27 protein-coding genes, 1 tRNA gene and 4 riboswitches are annotated in these 24,049 nt (G+C 35.8%); of the genes, 25 read left to right on the forward strand and 3 right to left on the reverse strand.

Annotated elements, in window-relative coordinates; translation table 11 throughout:
- The first annotated feature begins 66 nt into the window (after positions 1-66).
- From CER22_RS06615 to CER22_RS06625, 3 genes are all read left to right on the forward strand, one after another.
- Positions 67-138 (forward strand) — tRNA-Glu (locus CER22_RS06615).
- Between the two features lie 131 nt (positions 139-269).
- Positions 270-689, forward strand: coding sequence for a CBS domain-containing protein (locus tag CER22_RS06620; RefSeq protein ID WP_087985846.1), 420 nt, complete (start codon positions 270-272; stop codon positions 687-689).
- 294 nt (positions 690-983) lie between these two features.
- Entirely contained in the window at positions 984-2,135 is a 1,152-nt protein-coding gene (locus tag CER22_RS06625) for a DUF3965 domain-containing protein (RefSeq protein WP_088061960.1), read from the forward strand.
- A gap of 228 nt (positions 2,136-2,363) precedes the next feature.
- Here CER22_RS06625 and CER22_RS06635 read toward each other — a convergent pair whose 3' ends face one another.
- Both CER22_RS06635 and CER22_RS06640 read right to left on the reverse strand, forming a co-directional pair.
- Entirely contained in the window at positions 2,364-2,702 is a 339-nt protein-coding gene (locus CER22_RS06635) for a hypothetical protein (RefSeq protein WP_088061961.1), read from the reverse strand.
- A gap of 5 nt (positions 2,703-2,707) precedes the next feature.
- On the reverse strand, positions 2,708-3,868 hold the full coding sequence (locus CER22_RS06640; RefSeq protein ID WP_088061963.1) for an SH3 domain-containing protein: 1,161 nt from the start codon (positions 3,866-3,868) through the stop codon (positions 2,708-2,710).
- A 269-nt stretch (positions 3,869-4,137) separates the two neighbouring features.
- Positions 4,138-4,249: riboswitch (TPP riboswitch) on the forward strand.
- A gap of 60 nt (positions 4,250-4,309) precedes the next feature.
- Positions 4,310-4,412: riboswitch (TPP riboswitch) on the forward strand.
- Between the two features lie 82 nt (positions 4,413-4,494).
- Between CER22_RS06640 and tenA the strand changes: the two genes are divergently transcribed.
- The 18 genes from tenA (at position 4,495) to kdpDN (ending at position 19,464) form a co-directional block, all read left to right on the forward strand.
- Entirely contained in the window at positions 4,495-5,190 is a 696-nt protein-coding gene (gene tenA, locus CER22_RS06645; protein WP_000666832.1) for a thiaminase II, read from the forward strand.
- On the forward strand, positions 5,159-5,908 hold the full coding sequence (locus CER22_RS06650) for an ABC transporter ATP-binding protein (RefSeq protein ID WP_088608403.1): 750 nt from the start codon (positions 5,159-5,161) through the stop codon (positions 5,906-5,908). Before tenA ends, CER22_RS06650 begins: the two co-directional genes overlap by 32 nt.
- Positions 5,908-6,660 carry an ABC transporter permease gene (locus CER22_RS06655; protein WP_088608516.1) on the forward strand — a complete coding sequence of 251 codons (753 nt, stop codon included), beginning with the start codon at positions 5,908-5,910 and terminating at the stop codon, positions 6,658-6,660. The genes CER22_RS06650 and CER22_RS06655 overlap by 1 nt, the downstream gene beginning before the upstream one ends.
- Positions 6,657-7,658 (forward strand): ABC transporter substrate-binding protein, encoded by a 1,002-nt coding sequence (locus CER22_RS06660; RefSeq protein ID WP_088608404.1) that lies wholly within the window; start codon positions 6,657-6,659, stop codon positions 7,656-7,658. The genes CER22_RS06655 and CER22_RS06660 overlap by 4 nt, the downstream gene beginning before the upstream one ends.
- Before the next feature lie 10 nt (positions 7,659-7,668).
- Entirely contained in the window at positions 7,669-8,289 is a 621-nt protein-coding gene (tenI, locus tag CER22_RS06665; protein WP_000787186.1) for a thiazole tautomerase TenI, read from the forward strand.
- On the forward strand, positions 8,282-9,391 hold the full coding sequence (gene thiO / locus CER22_RS06670; protein WP_000335169.1) for a glycine oxidase ThiO: 1,110 nt from the start codon (positions 8,282-8,284) through the stop codon (positions 9,389-9,391). Before tenI ends, thiO begins: the two co-directional genes overlap by 8 nt.
- 15 nt (positions 9,392-9,406) lie before the next feature.
- Complete coding sequence (gene thiS / locus CER22_RS06675) at positions 9,407-9,610, forward strand: sulfur carrier protein ThiS (RefSeq protein WP_001049513.1); 204 nt, start codon at positions 9,407-9,409, stop codon at positions 9,608-9,610.
- Between the two features lie 2 nt (positions 9,611-9,612).
- Positions 9,613-10,383 (forward strand): thiazole synthase, encoded by a 771-nt coding sequence (thiG, locus tag CER22_RS06680; RefSeq protein ID WP_000931990.1) that lies wholly within the window; start codon positions 9,613-9,615, stop codon positions 10,381-10,383.
- The gene (thiF, locus tag CER22_RS06685; protein WP_001065458.1) at positions 10,376-11,395 is read left to right on the forward strand and encodes a thiazole biosynthesis adenylyltransferase ThiF; all 1,020 of its coding nucleotides are present in this window, start codon (positions 10,376-10,378) and stop codon (positions 11,393-11,395) included. Before thiG ends, thiF begins: the two co-directional genes overlap by 8 nt.
- A 6-nt stretch (positions 11,396-11,401) precedes the next feature.
- The gene (gene thiD / locus CER22_RS06690; protein ID WP_002006945.1) at positions 11,402-12,223 is read left to right on the forward strand and encodes a bifunctional hydroxymethylpyrimidine kinase/phosphomethylpyrimidine kinase; all 822 of its coding nucleotides are present in this window, start codon (positions 11,402-11,404) and stop codon (positions 12,221-12,223) included.
- Positions 12,224-12,308: 85 nt separating this feature from the next.
- Positions 12,309-12,456, forward strand: a riboswitch (cyclic di-AMP (ydaO/yuaA leader).
- Positions 12,457-12,549: 93 nt separating this feature from the next.
- Positions 12,550-12,936 (forward strand): hypothetical protein, encoded by a 387-nt coding sequence (locus CER22_RS06695; RefSeq protein WP_000424084.1) that lies wholly within the window; start codon positions 12,550-12,552, stop codon positions 12,934-12,936.
- A gap of 14 nt (positions 12,937-12,950) precedes the next feature.
- Entirely contained in the window at positions 12,951-13,181 is a 231-nt protein-coding gene (locus CER22_RS06700; RefSeq protein WP_000866315.1) for a hypothetical protein, read from the forward strand.
- Between the two features lie 259 nt (positions 13,182-13,440).
- A riboswitch (cyclic di-AMP (ydaO/yuaA leader) is annotated at positions 13,441-13,586 on the forward strand.
- A gap of 96 nt (positions 13,587-13,682) precedes the next feature.
- Positions 13,683-13,787: a SipW-dependent-type signal peptide-containing protein gene (locus tag CER22_RS06710; protein WP_000887892.1), complete on the forward strand. Its 105-nt coding sequence runs from the start codon at positions 13,683-13,685 to the stop codon at positions 13,785-13,787.
- Complete coding sequence (kdpF, locus tag CER22_RS06715; protein ID WP_000214976.1) at positions 13,784-13,864, forward strand: K(+)-transporting ATPase subunit F; 81 nt, start codon at positions 13,784-13,786, stop codon at positions 13,862-13,864. Before CER22_RS06710 ends, kdpF begins: the two co-directional genes overlap by 4 nt.
- Before the next feature lie 19 nt (positions 13,865-13,883).
- Positions 13,884-15,551 carry a potassium-transporting ATPase subunit KdpA gene (gene kdpA / locus CER22_RS06720; RefSeq protein WP_088061982.1) on the forward strand — a complete coding sequence of 556 codons (1,668 nt, stop codon included), beginning with the start codon at positions 13,884-13,886 and terminating at the stop codon, positions 15,549-15,551.
- 13 nt (positions 15,552-15,564) lie between these two features.
- The gene (gene kdpB, locus CER22_RS06725; RefSeq protein ID WP_141555594.1) at positions 15,565-17,655 is read left to right on the forward strand and encodes a potassium-transporting ATPase subunit KdpB; all 2,091 of its coding nucleotides are present in this window, start codon (positions 15,565-15,567) and stop codon (positions 17,653-17,655) included.
- Positions 17,656-17,671: 16 nt separating this feature from the next.
- A complete protein-coding gene (kdpC, locus tag CER22_RS06730) occupies positions 17,672-18,253 on the forward strand; it encodes a K(+)-transporting ATPase subunit C (RefSeq protein ID WP_088608406.1) in 582 nt (193 codons plus the stop codon).
- Between the two features lie 56 nt (positions 18,254-18,309).
- Complete coding sequence (gene kdpDN / locus CER22_RS06735) at positions 18,310-19,464, forward strand: KdpD-like non-kinase potassium sensor (RefSeq protein WP_088608407.1); 1,155 nt, start codon at positions 18,310-18,312, stop codon at positions 19,462-19,464.
- A gap of 22 nt (positions 19,465-19,486) precedes the next feature.
- Here the strand turns inward: kdpDN and CER22_RS06740 are convergent, their stop codons facing one another.
- Complete coding sequence (locus tag CER22_RS06740) at positions 19,487-20,668, reverse strand: MFS transporter (RefSeq protein WP_088061990.1); 1,182 nt, start codon at positions 20,666-20,668, stop codon at positions 19,487-19,489.
- Between the two features lie 140 nt (positions 20,669-20,808).
- Here CER22_RS06740 and CER22_RS06745 point away from each other — a divergent pair, with 140 nt between their 5' ends.
- From CER22_RS06745 to CER22_RS06760, 4 genes are all read left to right on the forward strand, one after another.
- Positions 20,809-21,270, forward strand: coding sequence for a MarR family transcriptional regulator (locus CER22_RS06745; protein WP_088608408.1), 462 nt, complete (start codon positions 20,809-20,811; stop codon positions 21,268-21,270).
- A 128-nt stretch (positions 21,271-21,398) separates the two neighbouring features.
- Positions 21,399-22,253: a patatin-like phospholipase family protein gene (locus CER22_RS06750; RefSeq protein ID WP_087985830.1), complete on the forward strand. Its 855-nt coding sequence runs from the start codon at positions 21,399-21,401 to the stop codon at positions 22,251-22,253.
- A 200-nt stretch (positions 22,254-22,453) separates the two neighbouring features.
- A complete protein-coding gene (locus tag CER22_RS06755) occupies positions 22,454-22,849 on the forward strand; it encodes a hypothetical protein (RefSeq protein ID WP_137012262.1) in 396 nt (131 codons plus the stop codon).
- Positions 22,850-22,936: 87 nt separating this feature from the next.
- Positions 22,937-24,010, forward strand: a complete 1,074-nt coding sequence (locus tag CER22_RS06760) for an ABC transporter permease (protein WP_088608409.1) — start codon at positions 22,937-22,939, stop codon at positions 24,008-24,010.
- Positions 24,011-24,049: the final 39 nt, after the last annotated feature.

Here is a 24,049-nt window from a genome sequence, read left to right on the forward strand (position 1 = left end):
CTCAGTGGTAGAGCTATCGGCTGTTAACCGATCGGTCGTAGGTTCGAGTCCTACCTGCGGAGCCATGGCCCGTTGGTCAAGTGGTTAAGACACCGCCCTTTCACGGCGGTAACACGGGTTCGAATCCCGTACGGGTCATAAAAAAAAGAGTCAGCATATTGCTGACTCTTTTTTTATTTTGTGGAATCCTCCTTTATCAACTGATTTTCCTGAAATAAATAAAGGGATTTAGGAAAAGCTATGGTATGTATAAAAAGGAGGAGACAAAAATGACACGAGTGAGAGACTTTATGAGTACTGATGTTGTACATTGTACACCGCTAGACAATGTATATGAGGCTGCTGTAAAGATGAAAGAAGAATCGATTGGATTGATTCCGGTTGTTGAAAATGAGCAAGTTGTTGGTCTTGTTACGGATCGAGATTTAGTTGTTCGAGGGATTGCTGAGAAACATCCTGGATCTAATAAAATTACAAATGTAATGACAACAAACATTGTTTCAGTTTCTCCAGATGAACCTATTGAAAAGGCTACAGAGTTAATGGCACAGTATCAAATTAGACGATTGCCAGTAGTTGAGAGTGGTCAACTCGTTGGGATGTTAGCACTAGGAGATTTAGCTATAAAAGAATCGGCAGATGATCAAGCGGGATTTGCTTTAAGTGAAATATCAGAGCATACGGAATGAAGTGAGACTTTAATTAGTGGAATAAGTTACGTATAAAAATCAGATACATTATTCTAGTATATAGGGTTAAGCTAATATGTTAGCATGATGTATCTGAGCCATTATATAATAAGTATACAGTTAGTAATTTCAACAGTTTATTTAAATTTGTCATTCCTAATTTTAAATAAGAGAAAAAATGATATACTGATAGATATAAGTATTATGATAGATTTCGAATATAACAATATTTATTGTTAATGATGTAATAATGGATTAATATTTCCTATGTAGACAAAAGGGAAGGGGAATTATATGAGGGCTATACAGCGCGATCCAAATTGGAATTTGGTTACAGATACATATATAGAACCAAATAATTTCGCTGAATTATTTTCTTTACTTGTACCTTGTCATCCGAAAGGTGAAGGGAAAGAAAGAACTATATTAGTGTGGAAAGAAAAAGAATTTTATAAAGAAGAAAATTTAGCGGCATTTATCGTATATGGAATGGATAAAGCAAAAAATTTACCACAGTTTCATAAAGATGAAATTCCAACTTTATTACGTATTCTTCGTTTATGCCAAGAGATTGGCTGGTATGAAGAAGCAAATACTTTTATGGTAACTCAAGGCCTAGCTGAGTTTGTTCACACTTCATTGGAATATGAAACGTGGGATCTTTTGACACAAGCGGTTGCTTTAAACTATTTAATTATTAAATATCGTATTGGTGAATTAACTGATGAGGATGTAGCAATTTGGGATAGAGTTAAATTTAATGAGAAATGTATAACGGACTGTAAACATTTATTATCCCATAAAGAAGTATTAGAATTTACATTCTTTTATATGTGTAAGAGAGCTAAATCTCTATCAAAAGAGCAATTAAATAGTGATATGATGAGTCTAGCAATGTATTGTAATACTTTTGTATATGACTTATATACACATGACTTATTACGAAAATATCGTAAGTGTACAGACTTCCTATCATACTATGGACCTAGTCAAGCGGTGTTAGCTTGTCAAAGAGCTGTACTTTCTCAAATTTCAGATCGATTAGACCCACTCAAGACTACTCATGTAGATGATTATTTATATGTAATGAAAGATATGATGGAGCACATGACGATAGGAATAATGGATCGATATGATCATTTCATCGGAAAACTATTATCATATGTGCCATTTTTCGAAATGATTCAAGTTCCACAACATGCGTATTATTGTGAAGAATTATTGTATATTTGTAAGGGCATTGAATATAAAGAAGAAATATTACGCAATTATATATTTATACAATTACATGATTGTTTACCATCATTCTTTAAACTATTTCTTAAAAATAAGCGTTATGCAACAATTCATGATATTCTGTTCTATTGGTGTGATGATGAACAAAGAATGAGCTTAGAGAAAAAATATAATCTTAGCTTTATTTATGAAAAATATGCTTGCGGATAAAGAGCATTTTCTATATAAATTAAAAAGGATCTCAAGTTTATGTGAGATCCTTTTTTTATTAGTAAAGCAAGGAGAACGCAATTAAGACGAGAAATAACATTCCATAAAGGAGAAATTGTGCCGTATTACTTCCTTGTATACCAAAAAAAGTATTTATTTTTGTGTATAAATTCAATATATATTTTATCGGATTATCTTTGAAAGATCGGTACACAGTGTCTCCTCTTTCTAAGCTTCTTGTTCGTGTTTTTTGGTATTAGGGACATGAATGTATCTAGCTATGAATAATAAAACAGCCATAAAGAATACAGGAAATACGGTAGATAAATAAAAACCATTACTAATAATATTTGTTATTAGGGCACTTAATAGAAAGATGGCATTATATATATGAGCAATTTTTTGTTTTAGTTGTACTTGAAAGGATTCCATCATAATTTCTAAAGTAACAAAAGCAATGATAATAGATAAAAATACAGTGTTTGTATTGTAAATGATTAAACAACAGATTAAACCTAAAAAGGCGAAGTATTCAATTAAGAGAGGTATATTGATATTGCGTTGCATACAATTTACCTAACTAAATATGGCAGTGGGTTTACTGCATTTGTTTTTTCAAAATTCCATTCTCCATTGTGTAATTCAAAATGAAGATGTTGCCCGTATGAATGACCTGTGTTTCCCATATGACCTACTAATTGTCCAGCTTGTACTTGATCACCAGCTTGTACAGTGCGATCTTTCATGTGTGCATAGACTGTTGTATATAATTTCCCGTTTATTTGATGGGCGATGAACACAACATTGCCATAGCTAGCTGAATAATATGATTTCACAACTTTACCTGCAGCTGCCGCCTGGATTGAGACATTACCTTGAGCCGCAATATCTATACCATAATGCATTTGTTCCCAACGTATATCAAAGGTTGAGCTAATTCTTCCTTGAGTAGGGAATTTGAAAACTGCTGGAATGGAAGTAGGTTGAGCCGTTTGAGCTTGTGATTGCATTTGATTTTGCACCACATAATGTTTTGCCACGTATCCGTATCCTGTGCCAAAACGAATTTTATACCAAGTTCCTACAGTTTCCACTACTTGTATTTGTGTACCATTTTGTAATGAACCAAGTAGTGCACCACTTGTACTAGCGTTGCCACGTACATTAAGTTTAGGTGTTGCAACTGTGTATTTCGTATTAGTTTGAACTGTGATGCCTTTTACTAAAGGCTGTGAACCATTAGATACGAATGCTTTTTGTACGTAACCTGTTTTGCCATTATGTAAAATTTTATACCACTCGCCTTGTTCTTCTTGAATGGTAACGAATTTCCCATTTGGTAATACATCTAAAATTGAAGATTCTAAATTAGGTTCAGAACGAACGTTTAATGCATTGGCATTAACGATGTATTGATTATTAGATTGAAGTTTGTTTTTTAGTAGAATAGCATCTTTTTGTACGTAACCTACTTTATTATTAACAGATACTTTATACCAGCCATTAGTTGTTTCAAGTATGTTTACCTTCGTATTAAAGCGAATTGTATCAATTGATGAGCTATTTGCGTTATCTTTTGTATGTAAGGCTACTTGATCGACTTTGACATATCCAGTTTTCACATTAGATAATTGTTCAGCGTTGGCTGTTTGTACATTTGTTTCTCCCATAGAAGGAAGTAAAGAGGCAATTGCGACAGTAGTTGCTGTTAAAGCAGTAGCTTTCATATTCATATAATAGAGACCTCCTCTAGTTGTATAGTTGTAATTTTATTATAGTATAAAGATATAATATAGTGGGTGTATTCACATAAATGTAATATGAAATCAATATAAAAATAAATTTTTTGAGGATAATGATTCCTTTTTATCCAATTAATTAGGATAATAATTTCTAAGATAGAATATAAGTATTATATAGTTTTGTTATTTTGTTGACAATTGGGAAAATTAAAACAGTTGATGATGTCTTATTACGATGTTATACTGACAGTGTTAATTTCATAGTTTGCTAGGAGAGCTGGTGTTGCCAGCTGAGAGTAGGCCGTAAGCCTTTGATCCTTTTCATTACCTGATCTAGATTATGCTAGCGTAGGGAAGCAATTCGGACACTAATAATGAGTCCCCGTTTCTTTGCGTATAGAAACGGGGCTTTTTTGTTTGAAAATTTCATATTGAAACCACTAGGGGTGCTTGTTGTGCTGAGAGAGGAATAATCCTTAACCCTTACAGACCTGATCTAGGTAATACTAGCGAAGGGAAGTGGAACAACGAATAAATTATAATTTTATTTGCTGTAACCACTTCTTATTTAGAAGTGGTTTTTTATTTAGATATATAAATTGAAAGGGGATAGAGAAATGAAATTTTGCGATAGATTATTAGAAACTGTACAACCAGTTTGGGAGATGAGTCATAATCACCCGTTTGTAGTAGGTATGGGAGATGGCACGTTAGAAAAAGATAAGTTTCAGTATTATATTATTCAAGATTATTTATATTTGTTAGATTATGCAAAGCTATATGCGATTGGTGTTGTAAAAGCAACGAATCCACAAGTAATGGGGAAATTTGCTGAACAAATTGATGGCATATTAAATGGAGAAATGACGATCCATAAACAATATGCAAAAAGACTTGGTATTTCTATAGAGGAGATAGAATCTGCAAAACCATCTGCTAAAAATTTAGCCTATACAAATTACATGATGTCTGTATCTCAAAATGGCACACTTGCGGAATTAATAGCAGCACTTCTTCCATGTATGTGGAGTTACTGGGAAATTGGAAAGCGTTTAAACGATATTCCTGGAGCAAGAGATCATGAGTTCTTTGGTGAGTGGATTCAAGGATATAGTTCAGAAGAATACGGTAGCCTTTGTATTTGGTTAATAGATTTATTAAATGAAATGGCAGTTGGAAAGTCTGACAAAGAGTTAGATCGATTAGAGGAGATATTTCTATATTCCAGTCGATTTGAATATTTATTCTGGGATATGTCCTATCGTAAGGAGATGTGGGGATTTGAGGAGCAAGAACATACTACAGTTTCATAATGTTTCTTTTCATTATGATGAGAAAACAATCATCAATGAATTAAATGCTTCTATACAAGATAAAGAGTTTGTAAGTATTATCGGACCGAGTGGATGCGGGAAAAGTACTTTATTTCGCCTTATTACAGGTTTAGAAGAGGTGAGTACTGGACAGATAGAGCTGACAGAAACAAAGAGCCATCCTGTAGGCTATATGCCCCAAAAAGATATGCTCCTGCCATGGAGAACGATTATTGAGAATGCTGCCCTGCCGCTAGAGTGCCAAGGTGTACAGAAGAAAGAAGCGCAAATAAAGGCAAAGGAACTGTTACATAAATTTGGTTTACAAGGGTATGAGACAAAATATCCGAAAGATTTATCTGGTGGTATGAGGCAACGCGTATCTTTCATTCGAACTTTATTAACAGGCGGGGAGATATTGTTGTTAGATGAACCGTTTAGCGCGTTGGACGCTTTAACGAAGGCATCTTTGCAAGAATGGCTGTTTGAACAATGGAAAGAGTGGGAAAAAACAATTTTATTTATCACTCATGATGTGGAAGAAGCGTTGTTTCTTTCTAATCGAATTTTAGTAGTAGAGCAGCAACCGATAACTACTTTAACCGAGAGGGTTGTACCACTTGATTGTAATCGAACAAGAAAAGATTTATATAAGCCTGAAGTGTTAGCGCTTAAAGATGAGCTTCTTAGTATGTTACAAAGGCAGGTACTCGTATGATGAACCGGTTGAAGGAGCTATTACCTGCCCTTACACTTACTAGTATTTTACTTGCCTTTTGGGAAGTAGGCGCAAGAATCGTAGACGAAATGTACATTTTACCGTCACCGTCTGCAATTGTGATGAAGATATGGAAACTAAAAGATATATTATTTACGGTTCATTTGCCGGCAACCTTATCCGTCGTTTTAATAGGGGTGGCTATTTCTATCGTACTTGGGGTAGGGCTAGCGATGTTAATGAATGCGAGTAATTGGATGGAGAGAGCATTTTATCCACTATTAGTTGCCTCACAAACGATTCCGATTACAGCGCTTGCTCCGCTCTTCGTTTTATGGTTTGGATATACGATTTGGAGTAAGGTTGTTGTTACTGTTTTAATTACGTTTTTCTCAATTGCGGTCAATACGTATGATGGACTACGCAGTACGAAAAAAGAATGGGAGGAGCTATTAGTTACGTATGGGGCAACGAAAAAAGATGTTTTTCTTAAATTAAAATTGCCGTCTGCTCTTCCTTATTTTTTCTCAGCTTTAAAAATTGCAGTTCCGCTTAGTGTAATTGGGGCAGCAATTGGTGAATGGCTCGGTGCACAAGCTGGGCTAGGGTATTTCAGTAAAAGAATGATGACGCAGTTAGACGGCGCAGGTGTATTTGCACCCATTGTATTGTTATCATTATTAGCTATTTTCTTCGTCATACTTATTTCGATTTTAGAAAAGAAATTTATTAGTTGGAGGAAGCATGCATGAAATTTTTAAAACGCATCTTTGTGTTGACATTATTAGTTGCAATGATTACTGGATGTTCTAGTAATTCAGCGTCAGATAAGGGGAAAAAGGAAAAAGAAATAACGGTCATGCTTGATTGGTACCCAAATGCGGTACATAGCTTTATTTATGCAGCAATTGAAAAAGGCTATTTTAAAGAAGAAGGAGTAAAGGTGAATATAAAATTCCCTTCTAATCCGACTGATCCATTAACTTTAGCAGCTGCAGGAAAAGTAACGGTTGGCTTATATTATCAGCCAGATGTTGTCATGGCAAAAGCAAATGAACAAATTCCAGTGAAATCAATTGGAGCTGTCGTACGTTCACCATTAAATCATGTTGTATCGCTGAAATCAGCAGGCATTCAATCGCCAAAAGATTTAGAGGGGAAAACAGTTGGCTATTCTGGAACACCTTTAAGTGAGATGTATTTAAAAACGATGGTAAAAGAAGCTGGTGGTAATCCAGATACAGTGAAAGTAGTCGATGTTGGCTTTGATTTAGTACCGGCATTAATTACGAAAAAAGTGGATGCGGTAACAGGGGCATACATTAACCATGAAGTACCTGTTATGCGTCATGAAGGTCATGAACCAGCGTACTTTAACCCAGCAGATTACGGTGTACCGAATTACCATGAGCTTGTATTTGTAACAGGTGATAAAACGTTGAAAAAAGATAAAGAAGCGTTACAAGCCTTCTTACGTGGTACGAAAAAAGGCTATGATTTCATGAAGAAAAATCCAGATGAAGCATTAAATATTTTATTAAACCATCAAGAAAAAGAAAACTTCCCGCTTGTACCAGAAGTTGAAAAAGAGAGCATGAAAATTTTATTAGAGAAGATGGAAACGAAAGATGAGCCATTCTTATCGGATTCAAAAGAGTCATGGGAGAAACAAAATAAATGGCTGAAAGATAAAGGAATGACGAAAAAAATCGTTCCGGCCGATGAGTTATTCGAAAATATTTTAAAGTAGGCGAATGAATATGAAAAATGAGCTTCATGTAATCTCAAATGGTCACATGTCATTCGAAGAGTTAGTGAATGTAGCGATGCAAATTGAAAGTGAGGTTGACTATTTGCATATTCGTGAGCGTGAGAAAAGTACGAAGGATTTGTATGAAGGTGTGGAAAGTCTTTTGAAGAAAGGCTTTCCGGCATCAAAAATAGTGATAAATGATCGAATTGATATCGCTATTTTATTAAACATTCCACGCGTGCAGCTCGGATATCGAAGCGCAAATGTAAGGTCAGTGAAAGAAAAGTTTTCTTATTTGCATGTCGGCTATTCTGTACATTCTTTAGAAGAGGCGATCGATGCATTTAAGAATGGAGCGGATTCACTCGTCTATGGTCATGTATTTCCGACAGATTGTAAAAAAGGTGTACCAGCGAGAGGGCTTGAAGAGCTTTCAGACATTGCAAAGTGTTTATCCATACCGATTACAGCAATTGGAGGAATCACCACGGAAAACACTAGGGATGTTCTTGCTAACGGTGTCAGTGGTATTGCTGTTATGTCTGGGATTATAAGTAGTAGTAACCCGTATAGCAAAGCGAAATCTTATAAGGAATCAATAAGAAAGTGGGCGGAAAAACATGTGTAAGAAGTATGATGTAGCAATAATTGGCGGTGGTGTAATTGGTAGTTCAGTTGCACACTTTCTAGCAGAAAGAGGGCATAAAGTAGCGATTATAGAGAAGCAAAGAATCGCATCTGAAGCTTCGAAAGCAGCTGCTGGTTTACTCGGGGTTCAGGCAGAATGGGATGCATATGACCCGTTATTTGAACTTGCTAGAGAAAGCCGTGCTATATTTCCACAACTTGCAGCAGTTTTACGTGAAAAAACAGGCATCGATATTGGGTATGAAGAGAAAGGCATTTATCGCATTGCCCAAAATGAAGATGAGAAGGAAAGAATTCTTCACATTATGGATTGGCAGCAGAAAACAGGTGAAGATTCTTATTTTCTAACGGGAGACCTTTTACGAGAGAAAGAGTCGTTTCTATCGGAGTCAATTATAGGTGCTGTATATTATCCAAAAGACGGTCATGTTATTGCACCGGAGCTTACGAAAGCATTCGCACATTCCGCATCATTCTCGGGTGCTGATATATATGAACAGACAGAAGTGTTCGATATTCGTATTGAAAATAATAAAGTGACTGGGATTGTGACAAGCGAAGGTATTATCGCGTGCGAGAAGGTTGTGATTGCGGGTGGTTCATGGAGCACGAAGTTACTAGGTTATTTTCACCGCGAATGGGGTACATATCCAGTTAAAGGAGAAGTAGTAGCGGTAAGAAGTAGAAAACCACTTTTAAAGGCGCCTATTTTCCAAGAAAGATTTTACATTGCCCCAAAGCGTGGTGGACGTTACGTAATTGGAGCAACGATGAAGCCTCATACGTTTAATAAAACAGTGCAACCAGAAAGTATTACTTCTATATTAGAGCGTGCTTATACAATATTGCCAGCTTTAAAAGAAGCAGAGTGGGAAAGCACATGGGCAGGATTAAGGCCACAATCAAATCACGAAGCTCCTTATATGGGAGAGCATGAAGAAATAAAAGGTTTATATGCTTGTACTGGACATTATCGAAATGGCATTTTATTAAGCCCGGTTTCTGGTCAGTATATAGCTGATTTAATAGAAGGAAAGCAGGAGAATCATTTGCTAGATTCATTGCTTTCTAAACCGGTTTAGAAAGGGGATGGAAGTTTGAATTTAAAAATTAATGGTAATCAAATGAAAGTGCCAGAGAGTGTAAAAACAGTAGCTGAGCTACTTACACATTTAGAATTAGATAACAGAATTGTAGTAGTAGAGCGTAATAAAGATATTTTACAAAAAGATGATCATGCAGATACATCTGTTTTTGATGGAGACCAAATTGAGATTGTAACTTTCGTAGGAGGCGGTTGATTATGTTAAACATTGGACCATTTTCATTTCATTCTAGACTTTTATTAGGAACAGGAAAATTCCCTGATTTTGATGTACAGCAAAAGGCAATCGATGTATCTGAGGCTGAGGTTTTAACGTTCGCAGTACGTCGTATGGATATATTTGATGCAAAGCAGCCTAATTTATTAGAGAAACTTGATGTGAAAAAATATAAGTTATTACCGAATACAGCTGGAGCAAAAAATGCTGAAGAAGCTGTTCGTATTGCAAAACTAGCAAAAGCTTCGGGGCTTTGCGATATGATTAAAGTGGAAGTTATTGGTGATGATAGAACGTTATTACCTGATCCAGTAGAAACGTTAAAGGCATCTGAAATGTTACTAGAAGAAGGATTTATCGTTCTTCCGTATACATCTGATGATGTTGTATTAGCACGTAAATTACAAGAACTAGGTGTGCATGCAATTATGCCAGGAGCATCACCAATCGGTTCAGGACTTGGTATTGTAAATCCGTTAAATTTAAGCTTCATTATTGAACAAGCGACAGTACCAGTTATCGTTGACGCTGGTATTGGTAGCCCAGCCGATGCGGCATTTGCGATGGAATTAGGAGCGGATGGTGTGTTATTAAATACTGCTGTATCGGGAGCAAAAGATCCAATAAAAATGGCACAAGCAATGAAGTTAAGTATTGAAGCAGGACGATTAGGATTTGAAGCAGGTCGTATTGCACGTAAACGTTGTGCAACAGCAAGTAGTCCTTTAGAAGGAATGAGCGTAGTTGAATAATCGATATTCTCGCCAAGAATTATTTTCTCCAATTGGAGAAGAGGGGCAACGAAAGATAAGAGAAAAGCATGTACTCATTATCGGTGCAGGTGCATTAGGTAGTGCAAATGCAGAGATGTTTGTAAGAGCAGGTGTTGGCACAGTAACGATTGTTGACCGAGATTATGTCGATTGGAGTAATTTACAAAGGCAACAATTGTACGCAGAGAGTGATGTAGAAAATAATCTTCCGAAGGCTGTAGCGGCAAAAAAACGTCTAGCAGAGATCAATCGTGAAGTAAGAGTAGAGGCTCTCGTTCAAGATGTAACAGCTGAGGAATTAGAAGAGCTTGTTACAAACGTAGATGTAATGATTGATGCAACTGATAATTTCGAAACACGTTTTATTGTGAATGATATAGCGCAAAAACATTCTATTCCATGGATTTACGGAGCATGTGTAGGGAGTTACGGCCTTTCTTACACAATTCTTCCTAGTAAAACGCCATGTTTATCTTGTTTATTACAATCGATTCCGCTTGGCGGGGCGACATGTGATACAGCGGGCATTATATCACCTGCTGTATCTCTCGTCGTTTCTCATCAAGTAACGGAAGCTCTTAAATTGTTAGTGGAAGATTATGAATCACTTCGAGATGGACTTGTGTCGTTTGATGTGTGGAAGAATGAATATTCATGTATGAATGTGCAAAAGCTTCGTAAGCATAATTGTCTTTCGTGCGGAGAGAATGCGATATACCCGTATTTAAATAAAGAAAACACATCGAAAACAGCAGTTTTATGCGGGAGAAATACAGTTCAAATTAGACCACCTCATAAAGAGGAAATGGATTTTGAACGATACAAAGAGCTGCTGAATGATCGTGTGCATGATTTAAATGTAAATCCATATTTATTATCATTTTCTGTGGAAGAAAAGAGATTAGTTGCTTTTAAAGATGGTCGTGTACTTGTACATGGAACGAAAGATATAAGCGAAGCAAAAACAATTTATCATCGCTATTTTGGATAGAAAAGGATGAGTGGGATGAAAGTAAATAAAGCTTTAACAATTGCAGGATCTGATAGTGGCGGCGGTGCCGGCATTCAAGCAGATTTAAAAACATTCCAAGAGCTTGGTGTGTATGGGATGACGGCTATTACGGCAATTACTGCTCAAAACACGCTTGGCGTTCAAGGGGTATATCCAGTTTCGTTAGAAGGTATTACGGAACAGTTGAATTCAATTGGTACGGATTTAACACCAGATGCTGTGAAACTAGGAATGTTATTTAGCAGTGAAATTATTCAAATTGTAGCAGAACATATTAATAAATTTGGCTGGAATAATATTGTACTAGATCCTGTTATGATTGCTAAGGGCGGTGCATCATTATTACAACAAGAAGCAGTACAAGCATTAAAAGAATATTTATTACCAGTAGCAACTGTTGTAACACCGAATGTTCCTGAAGCAGAAGTGTTAACTGGAATGGAGATTCATAATATTGAAGATAGTAAGGAAGCTGCGAAAGTACTGCATGAATTGGGTGCAAAATATGTGCTTATGAAGGGCGGACATGCAGAGTATCAAGGTAATGAAGTAGTTGATTTACTCTTTAATGGTGAGCAGTTTATCGAATTTAAAAGTGAAAGAATTCCTTCAAAGCAAACGCATGGAAGCGGGTGTACATTTGCTTCAGCGGTTACAGCAGGGCTTGCTAAAGGATACTCAATTGAAGAGGCAGTTCAAGAAGCAAAACAATTTATTAGTATAGCAATTGAAGAGCCGCTGCATATTGGAAGTGGTCATGGACCGACGAATCATTTTGCATATAAAGTGAATAAAACGCGTGTATAAGTAAGTGGAAAGTCAGTTTTGTAACTGGCTTTTTTTCTGTTTACTTTTTCAAAATACAGGAGTAATATATCAGCCAGAATATATTTTTTGTAATACGCTGAGTCCAATTATATGGAGCGGAGGAACCAATTTGTGCAGTGTCACTAGGGGTGAATCTTTCAGTTTTGAAAGTAGGGCTACTCTCAAAGTCCGAATCCGACAGCTAACTTCGTAAGCGTCTTGAGAGAGGACGGTGCCATGATGGATACATCACTTCATCGATCTGATTAGTATAGGGGAATATCAATCTATGTTTGAGTTCTTTTATGCTAAGGAGGATGAGGTATATGGAATTAACACTTATTTGTGTTGGGGAAGAAAGCAAGGTAAATAGTTTAAGAGATTTAGTAGCATTTCAACATGAGTTAATTATTTTTACAGCAAATGAAGAGATAGCTGCTGAAGTTAGGAATTGTGGGTTTGATTGGACTTATAGCTGTAGTAAGGCACAAGATTTTACTAGTATTTGTGAGTGTATTAAGAAGGTGATTTTACTAGGGGATGAGCTTCCAATCATTAGTTTCTTCACAGAACACATTCGCTTTTCTTTTCAAGCACCTATTACTGTTGTTACAAAGAATAAACGATATCCAACGAGGCTCTATGAAACAATTGGAGCTACATTTGTCGTGTTTACGAATTGTGATAATATTTCTTTTTTATTTTTTGAATAGGGCGGGGGAAAAAGATGAAGGTGTTGTTACTAGGAGATATAGCGAATCGTTGGGCGGTATCAGTAGAACGAGTTCAAGAATTGGTGGTGCTTGATCCCATTTTTCCGAGGCCCTATATCATATTGCCATCGAAAGATGCTTTATATTTAAAAACAGATGTTATCGAATATGAGCAGCTACATGCAGAATTGTCACAAGTTTATATTCGTGGGAGAAATTTGCGCGCGTTTTTGCGTGGAGAATAAATAGTGAAAAAAAAGAGCGAATGCTAAGTGCAACAAGCTATGCACTTCATGTCATTCGCTCTTTTTGTTTCGTATTTAAAAGATCATTTCTGTGAAAAAGAAAGAAAAGACGAGAAAACAGATGAAATAATATTAATAACACTCAATGTAAGCGTTTAAATAGATGGATATTTTCTTATTTTAAGTAATTTGACTCTTTACAAGTTAAATATAGAGGAGTATATTTACTCTCATAAATCATTCGTAAAATTTCCAAAAAAACCTAAAATCGCTGAGTTCCAGAAATGGAGCGGGGGAACCAATTTTGTGCATCGTCACTTGGGGTGAATCTTTCAGTTTTGAAAGTAGGGCTACTCTTTAGGCCCGAATCCGACAGCTAACCTCGTAAGCGTTTAGAGAGGAGGTTTACTTTGTGTTGTTCATTTCGAACACTAAGTAGAGCTTAGTGTTCTTTTTTTAATAATTTAATGGTAAATTTTTACAGCGGGGAGAGGGGTAGCTATGTTAGATGTTGTAATGATCGGGATTTTTGTTGTGTTAGTCGCATCGATGGTAAGTCTTGCAAGTTGGTCAGATAAAGTTGTGAAAGAAGGGAAGCAATCATGACGGTTGCCTTATCGGTTATTGTTGCAGCAATTACTGTGTACTTAGTGTATGCATTATTAAATCCAGAAAAGTTTTAATTAGGGGGAATCATTCATTATGATTTGGGTCGCAGTTGTTATTACAATGCTGTTGTTTATTCTTGTGGCAAAGCCAATGGGGATTTATTTAGAGAAAGCCTTTCAAGGTAGTAAAAAGTTAGATAAAGTATTCGGGCCTTTTGAAAAACTTATTTTTAAAATTACGGGTGTAAAAGAATACAATCAAACGTGGAAACAGTACGCATTGTCATTAGTTTTATTAAATGGATTTATGATTGTTGTCGTATATTTCATTTTCAGACTACAAGGAGTATTGCCATTAAATCCAGCGCATATTGAAGGGATGGAGCCTACGCTTGCTTTTAATACAGCAATTAGTTTTATGGCTGATACAAACTTACAGCATTATAGCGGTGAAAATGGTTTATCTTATTTATCACAATTAATCGGAATTACATTTTTAATGTTTGCAGCACCAGCAACGACTTTAGCACTTGTAATGGCGTTTATAAGAGGGCTTGCTGGGAAGGAACTCGGTAACTTTTTCGTTGATTTTACGAGAGCTTTAACGAGAGTATTTCTTCCTATTGCGTTTGTTGCAGCGCTAATCTTTGTCGCACTTGGTGTACCACAAACGTTAGACGGGGCAGTTACAGCACAAACAATTGATGGGGCAAAGCAAAGTATATTACGTGGGCCTGTTGCATCATTCGTGTCCATTAAGGAACTCGGAAATAACGGCGGTGGATTTTTCGGAGCAAACTCTACACATCCTTTCGAAAATCCAGGGCAAATGAGTAATATTTTACAAATGATGCTTATGATGTTATTGCCAACAGCACTTCCATTTACGTACGGACGAATGGTAGGAAATAAAAAACAAGGTCGTATCCTTTTCGTATCACTATTCATGGTGTTTTTACTAGGATTTATAACGATTACTACATCTGAATTACATGGGAATCCAGCGTTAAATGGAATGGGCATCGAACATGTACAAGGGAGTACAGAAGGAAAAGAAGTACGATTTGGAACAGTATTTTCTTCCCTATACGCAACAGTGACGACAGCTGCTGAAACAGGAGCCGTTAATACGATGCATGATACGTTAACACCAATTGGCGGGTTAGTACCACTCGTAAATATGATGTTAAACACAGTGTACGGCGGCGTTGGGGCAGGTTTTGTGAACATTATTATGTATGCGATTATCGCAGTCTTTATATCTGGATTGATGGTTGGACGGACACCAGAGTTTTTAGGTAAGAAAATTGAAGGTAAGGAAATGAAATTAATTGCGGTAACGATACTATTTCATCCACTGCTTATTTTAGGGTTTTCAGCATTAGCTCTTTCAACAAGTTTAGGAACGGATGCCATTTCTCATTCTGGTTTCCACGGTTTAACGCAAGTGGTATATGAATACACATCGTCAGCTGCGAATAACGGATCTGGATTTGAAGGGTTAGCGGATAATACACCGTTTTGGAATATTACAACTGGCTTAGTTATGTTTTTAGGGCGCTATTTCAGTTTAATTACGATGCTAGCTGTTGCAGCTTCATTGAAAGAAAAGACGGTAGTACCAGAAACAGTCGGAACGTTCCGTACGGATAATAGTTTATTTGGCGGCATTTTCATCGGAACAATTGTAATTGTCGGTGCATTAACATTCTTCCCGATGTTAGTACTCGGCCCAATTGCAGAATTTCTTACATTGAAGTAATGGAGGGTAAATGATGAGACCGGTAGTAGTAAAAGAAAAGAGAGTAAATGAGTCACAAATACATGCTGTAGAAGATGAAGTTAGACAAGCGAAAACGATGGATCGTGATATCGTGAAACATGCGATGAAACAATCCTTTGCGAAATTGAATCCGAAAGTCATGATAAAGAATCCGATTATGTTTGTTGTAGAAATTGGATTTATCATTACGTTCATTTTATCGTTTCTTCCAAGTCGTTCTAGTAGTGTACCAGGATGGTTTAATATAACAGTTTCTCTCATTCTATTATTTACAGTTTTATTTGCTAACTTTGCAGAAGCGTTAGCGGAAGGACGGGGGAAAGCTCAAGCCGATTCTTTAAAACAGTCGAAGAAAGATGTGTTTGCAAATGTTGTAAAAGAAAATGGAGACATTGTTCAAGTTTCAGCAACTGATCTAAGAAAAGATGATGTTGTTATTGTAAAACAAGGAGAAATGATTCCGAGTGATGGGGAAGTAATTAAAGGATTAGCGTCTGTTGATGAATCTGCGATTACAGGGGAATCAGCTCCTGTAATAAAAGAAGCGGGCGGCGATTTTTGTTCCGTAACAGGCGGGACGATGGTCGTCAGTGATGAGATTACAATTGTCATTACGAGTAATCCTGGTGAATCATTTATTGATAAAATGATTTCGTTAGTAGAAGGAGCTGCTCGTCAAAAAACGCCGAATGAGATTGCTTTAAATACAGTATTAACAAGTTTAACGCTTATTTTCTTAATTGTTGTTGTGACGTTGCCGATTTTTACAAACTATTTAGGGTTTCAAATTGATACAGCTGTACTTGTAGCGTTGTTAGTTTGTTTAATTCCAACGACAATTGGTGGTTTATTATCAGCAATTGGTATTGCCGGGATGGATCGCGTGACAAAGTTCAATGTGTTAGCGATGTCGGGTAAAGCAGTAGAAGCTGCGGGTGATATTAATACAATCATTTTAGATAAAACAGGTACGATTACTTTCGGGAACCGAATGGCTCATACATTGCTTCCTGTAGGAAATGAAACGATTGAGCAAGTAGGAAAATGGGCTGCGATTAGTTCAGTTTTAGATGAAACACCAGAAGGTCGATCAGTTATAGAATATGTAAAAATGAAATCTATATCATATAATCGAGAAATTGCAGAACAAGGTGAGTTTGTTCCGTTTAAAGCAGAAACGAGAATGAGTGGTGTCGATTTACAGGACGGAACGAAAGTGAGAAAAGGTGCTGTAGGTAGCGTAATTGAATGGGTTAGGTCACAAGGTGGAACGATTCCGAAAGATGTAAATCAAAAAGCAGATTCCATTTCCAAAGAGGGCGGGACACCACTTGTAGTTGCAGTGGATAATCGTATTTACGGTTTAATTTATTTAAAGGATACAGTAAAGCCAGGTATGCGTGAGCGTTTTGAGCAATTGCGCCAAATGGGGATTAAAACGGTTATGTGTACAGGTGATAACCCGTTAACAGCAGCAACGATTGCAAAAGAAGCAGGGGTAGATGAGTTTGTTGCTGAGTGTAAGCCAGAAGATAAAATTGCGGTTATTAAAGCAGAGCAAGATAAAGGGAAACTTGTAGCGATGACGGGTGATGGTACAAATGATGCGCCGGCATTAGCGCAGGCTGACGTTGGATTAGCGATGAATAGTGGTACGACAGCTGCGAAAGAAGCAGCGAATATGATTGATTTAGATTCGAACCCGACAAAAATTATTGAGGTTGTAGGGATTGGTAAGCAATTGTTAATGACGCGTGGTGCGTTAACGACGTTTAGTATTGCGAATGATATCGCAAAATATTTTGCAATCATTCCAGCAATGTTTACACTTGCGATTCCGCAAATGGAAGCATTAAACATTATGAAACTAACATCACCACTGTCAGCGATTTTATCAGCATTAATATTTAATGCAGTTATTATTCCATTACTCATTCCATTAGCGATGAAAGGTATCGCATATAAACCGATGAGTTCGAATGCACTACTTAGCCGAAACCTACTTATTTATGGACTTGGCGGGGTTATTGTACCGTTCATTGGAATTAAAGTAATTGATATAATTGTCGGCTTGTTCATATAAGGGAGAGGGGAAAAAGATGGTGAAGAAACAAAGTATACTATCACCGATTGTCCGTATTACTTTTACATTTTTAGTGTTGTGCGGCCTTGTATACCCGCTTATTGTAACTGGTATTGCACAAGCGGTAATGAAGGATAATGCGGATGGAAGTCTAATATATAATGATAAAAATGAAGTGATTGGTTCTAAATTAATCGGTCAAAATTTCACAGATCCACGTTATTTTCATGGGCGTGTTTCTAGTATTGAATATAAGGCAGAAGCATCTGGTTCAAATAACTATGCACCGTCTAATCCAGATTTAGAGAAACGAGTAGAGAAAAGTATTGAAGAGTGGAAGAAACAAAATCGGGCTGTTCCGGTAACAGAAGTGCCGATTGATCTAGTGACGAATTCAGGTTCAGGGCTAGATCCTGATATTAGTCCGCAGGCAGCTTCTGTGCAGGTGGATCGTATCTCTAAATTAACGAATATTCCGAAAGAAAAGCTAAATCAGTTGATTAAAAATCAAACAGAAGGTGCTGCACTTGGCTTATTTGGAGAGAACCGCGTAAACGTTTTAAAGTTAAATTTAGAATTGCAGAAACTACTGAAATAGTAACAGTGCTACCTCAATCTAACGGATTGAGGTAGTGTTGTTTCGAAAGAAAGGTTGTGAGTGTGTTGTATGCGGATGACTATAAACCAACGTTTCAAAGGCGAACACCAGAAGATTATTTAGAATATATTCGTCAGCAAAACCGCGGGAAGTTAAAGCTATACGTAGGAGCGGCTCCAGGAGTAGGGAAAAGTTATAAAATGCTACTTGATGCTAGAGAGATGAAAAAGGACGGTATGGATATTGTAATTGGTTTAATTGAAACGCATGGAAGAAAAGAGACAGAAGACGCAATTGCTGATTTAGAAAAGGTTGCTTTAAAAGAAATAGATTATAAAGAGAAAGTGTTTTATGAACTCGATGTAGAAGGAATTATAAAACGTGCACCACAAGTAGTTGTTGTGGATGAACTTGCGCATAGTAATATTCCTGGATCTAAAAATAAGAAACGTTATATGGATGTACAGGAATTGCTAGACGCTGGTATATCCGTATTATCAGCGTTTAATATTCAACATTTAGAAAGCGTACATGACATTGTAGCTCAAATTACGAATGTTAAAGTGCGAGAACGTATTCCAGATTTTATTTTACAAAAAGCAAATGAAATTCAGCTCGTTGATGCAACCCCAGAAGTATTAAGGAAGAGATTAATAGACGGGAAGATATATAAGGAAGAAAAAATAGAGCAAAGCTTACAAAATTTCTTCACGCTTAATAATTTAGGGGCACTAAGAGAATTATCACTTCGGGAAGTTGCCGATGATATGGACGAGAAAATTAGCCAAACCGTTATAGAACCGATTGGTGTGAAAGAAAAAATTCTCGTTTGTGTACAATACAGTTCAACAGCAGAGAAGTTAATACGAAGAGGTTGGCGCATGGCGGATCGGTTAAATGCTGAATTGTATGTATTAAATGTTGAAAGGGAAAATATAGAGTCCCTTTCAGCAGGGAAAAAGCAAACGATTGAAGAGTGGAAGTTGCTAACGAATCAATTTGATGCGAGTTTTGTTTTAGAAGAGGCAAAAGGAAGAAAGCCAGCGGATGTTATTATTGAAGTCGCGAAAAGGCTACAAGTAACGCAAATTTTACTCGGACAATCAGCAAGAACAAGATGGGAAGAAATTCGAAAAGGTTCAATTGTAAATGAAATTATGAGGCAAACGAAGTATATTGATATTCATATTGTTGCGGATCAAAGAGTTTAGAATAGAGACCATTTGTAGGTCTCTATTTTGCTTTTTGTGTGGCAGGGAAGCGTAGCAGTTTCATCGCATATAAGATTATGAGTAGAAACATAATTGCACCTATGAAGAAAATCCAAAAGTAATTTTGATTAAATAAAAGAAATCCACCTACAAGTGGTCCTGTTCCCATACCGAGATAGCGAATAAAGTTGTACATACCGATAGCAGTTGCGCGTTCTTGTACGAATTCTTCTGTTAATAAAGTAGTGTGAGTTGGCATAGAAAGTCCCATACTAAAACCGTATAAAGATGTAACGATAATGATGAATGAGATATTGATGTTATATGTGAAAGAGAATAAAGTGACACATATAATATTGAAGAAACTAGTGATGAATAAAGCTTGCTTTGTTGTGAGGCGTTTTTGCAAAAGCTTGTAGCAATAACTTCCTAACATAATAGAAAGGGACATCGGTACAAATATAAGACCAATTTCACTTGCAGTTAAGTGAAATAAATTTGTTAAAATGCTCGGTAAAAAAATGAGGAAGCAAAAGTAAATACAAAATTGAATAAAGCCAATAAGAGTAATAGAAAATCCAGTTTTATTTTTTAAGATAAACCAGTAATTCTTTTTTGCTTGCGGTTGCTTAATTACAGTGGGTTTTGTTTCTGGAAGTAGTGAAATGTTTATAATTAATAAGAGAATGCCAAGTGTAGATAAAAACAAAAATACGTATAAATGGCCATTTATACTGCCGAGATAACCACCTATAAGAGGGCCAATTGCAGGTGCGAGAGCAAGTAACATTTGATACAGGCTCATCGCCTCTCCGCGTTCTTTTCCTTCAAATAAATCACCGATAATCGTTGCTGCAACTACAGGTATAGCCGCTATTCCTATTGCTTGAACAGCTCTAAAAAATAGAAATAAATAAACGTTCGCCGAAAAAGCACATCCGATTGAACCAATTGTACTAATGATTAAACTAGGGATAAGGATAGATTTTCTCCCTTTTGTATCAATTAAAGGTCCATATATGAGCTGCATAATTGCAAGAACGAATGTGAATAGTGAAACTGTTAAATTTACTAGATAAAGAGAAGTGTGAAAAGAAGCTTGAATCATAGGCAAGATAGGTGTGTAAATATTTTGAGCGAAGGAACCGAGTAAGGCACTCATACAGACAACGTATAAAATGAAATGTAGTTTGGATTTTTTCATTATGTTAACCTCCTTGTGATTTAGTTTCCTTGGAAACTAAATTTATTTTAACATGTTTTTCTCACTTGTAAATATGAAAAAATGATTTTAAAATGGTATATAGTTAAATTGTTTCTTTGGAAACTTAGGGGGCGAACGGATTGGATCATGCAACGAAACAAATGGAAATACTTTCGGACATTCGTACACTTTTGCATAAAAAAGAAGAACATTTGAAAGAACAAAATGAGAAATTTCTTCGTGAGACAGGTATAAGTGGTATGTCTTTATCTGAATTACATGTTATCGAGTGTATCGGAAAAAATGCTCTGATGAATGTAACTGCTATTACGACAGAAATGGGAATGACGAAGGGTGCAATCTCTAAAATTTGTACAAAGTTGTTTCAAAAGCAATTCGTTGAGAAGATGCAAATGTTAGATAATCAAAAAGAAATTTTCTTCCGCTTAACGGAAAGCGGAAATGAAATATATAAAGCTCATGATAAATTGCATAAACAAGCTGAAGAAAAGTGGCTATTACTTTTAGATGGATATACGAAAGAAGAACAAGATTTTATTCAAAGGTTTATAAAGGATGTCTCCGGTCATTTGGAAATATAATTGGAAGAAAAAACTCCTTTATTTCAAGACTTTTGAATATAATTTCTAAAAGAACTCATATATAATAGAAAAAGATACTTAACATGGTGAATAATTAAAGAGTCAATATATAAAGAGGAGAGAATAACATGCTTGAAAATACGGGGTTAGTATTAGAAGGCGGCGGTATGCGTGGTGTATATACGGGCGGGATATTAGAATACTTTATGGAACAAGATTTATATTTTCCATATGTAATTGGTGTATCAGCTGGTGCTTGTCATGCAGCGTCGTATCTTTCCAGACAAAGAAATAGAAATAAAACGGTCAATATTGATTATGCATCACACCCACAATATTTATCGTATAAAAATTTATGGAGAAAACGCCAATTGTTTGATATGGAGTTCATTTTTCATGAAATTCCAGAAAAACATGTCCCGTTTGATTTTGAAACATATTTTAATAGCCCAGAGCGTTTCCTTGTAGGAACAACAGATTGTGAAACAGGACAGTCTGTTTATTTTGAAAAAGAAGGAACGAATGATGATGCACTAAATTTATTACAAGCATCTAGTTCATTACCTTTCATTGCACCTGTAGTAAATTACCGTGGTAAGCAGTTATTAGATGGTGGGATTTCTGATCCAATTCCAGTTCGTAAAGCACAGGAAGATGGGTTTAAAAAATCAGTCGTTATTTTAACGAGAAATCATGGTTACGCGAAGAAAAAGTCAAAGTTTGGATGGGTGGCAGCGAAAGCATATAAAAAATATCCGAACCTTGTGAACACGATGTTGAATCGTTATGAAGTATATAATGAAACACTTCACTACATTGAAAAAGAAGAGCAAGCCGGGAATTTATTTGTTATTCGCCCAGAAGTGCCGCTTCAAGTAGATCGTATGGAAAAAGATACAGCAAAACTACAAAATCTATATGAGCAAGGCTATGAAGATGCAAAGAGACAGTTTGCAGATTTACAGTCGTTTTTACAAAAATAAGTATTAGACTGCGGGGAAGAGTTTCTCCGCAGTCTTTTTTGTATTGCTTGCTTATCCGTTACTTTTTAAAAATGTATGAATGTTTAAGTGTTTAAAGAGTTTGTAAAACATATGGGTGTCTTATTGAGGAGAATTTACTTGAGAGGTATTATGACGATGTAGCGCTACAAAAAACTATTTAATTTACGAGGTGATTGTTAATGAAGGGAAAGTTTTTTTCGATTACGACTTTAGTATTATTAGCAACATCAATCTCAACAAGTGCATTTTATCCAACTTTAAGTGGCCACAAAAGCGGTAACTTACTATCTTACAGAGCTCAAACGACTACGAATCAAAACGCATCTCGCTGTTCAGTAGCGATTTCTTTTATTAATTCAAAAGGAAGTTATTCATATATTGAAAGTGCTTCGGATAAATTAGGATCACATGAATCGGGAAGAGCATTAAATGCCACTGTTAGTAATGGCGCATATAACGCCTTTGGTGCAAAGGGGCTATATTCTGAGCATTATGCCAATGAGAATAATGACTATCAAGAAGATACACACAAAGGTACTTTTGATAGTAACGGTAACTTACGATTACAGTGGTAAAAAATATTAAATAGTTGTCTTTATAAATATTTGGATAAGGAGAAGGGGATGTGCATCATCTCCTTCTTATCTAAAAGGAGCAGAGACATGTATTTAGCTTTTAAAAATATAAAAAACAACAAACTGTTTTCAGTCATTCTTCTTATGTCATTTTTTATTTCGTTTCTTTCTATATCAGTAGCTGCGCTTTTAACAGAATCTAAACGAAATTTCATATCTGCTTTTCAAATCGGCTTTCCAGAAAAGAATCAAACGTTAACTGTTCCGATAGCGAATACAACTGAATTGGAAGCGATAATTCCTGTCATACAAGATATTTTTGTAAAAAGTGATATTTACGTAGAGCATTTAAAAGCATTAAATAGTTCAGGTGCAATAAAAATCGTAGCTGTGAATTTAAAAGATGATTATTATTGGAAGCCATATATTTCTGAAGGACAATATTTTTATCGTGAAAATGTAAACGATATGGTTGTTGGCGATCAAACGAATGTAGAGGACTTATATGAATTTGATGATACATATAAAAAAATAGGAACTATATCGAGAAAAGACAGTGACGTCGGTGTATCAGACATATACATCCCACTTCAAAATTTACCTACTATATCTAAAAAAGGTATTATCGCGAGTAAACAATTACAATTAACAGTTGTTAATCCTACATCATCTATTCATAACGAAATAAAAAAATTTATGGGTAGGAGTAAAGAAGTGCTTTCGGGAGATGTTCAAATACTGAATGAACGAGATCTTCAGGAACTACATGTGACACATATAGATCCAGCAAATAAGTATTATTATAAATTTATTCTTGTTGCAATTGTTTCTGGCATTTCTGCGGTTTTATTTTGGATTTATAAAAAAGAAAGAGAGATTTCATTAAAAAAAGCAGTAGGTGCTTCTAATATATCTATTTACTACGAACTATATATTCAAATTTTGTTTATTTCTCTAGTAGCGATGTTCTCAGTTTTTTTTACGCTAGAAATATTTTCGGGAACAATTCATACGTATTTTCAGACATACTTATTAAAACCGTTAACACTATATGTATTGATATATAATGTTGTTTTTATAATTTTTCTTACAATATTTGTTACTGTAATTCCAATCAAGCACATCATAAATATATATCCTTCAAAACATTTAAGAACGTAGGTGGTCGTCATGTTTTTTATATTTGATTCTATACGATCT

The organism is Bacillus sp. K2I17 (assembly GCF_002209985.1).
GTDB classification, from domain to species: domain Bacteria; phylum Bacillota; class Bacilli; order Bacillales; family Bacillaceae_G; genus Bacillus_A; species Bacillus_A wiedmannii.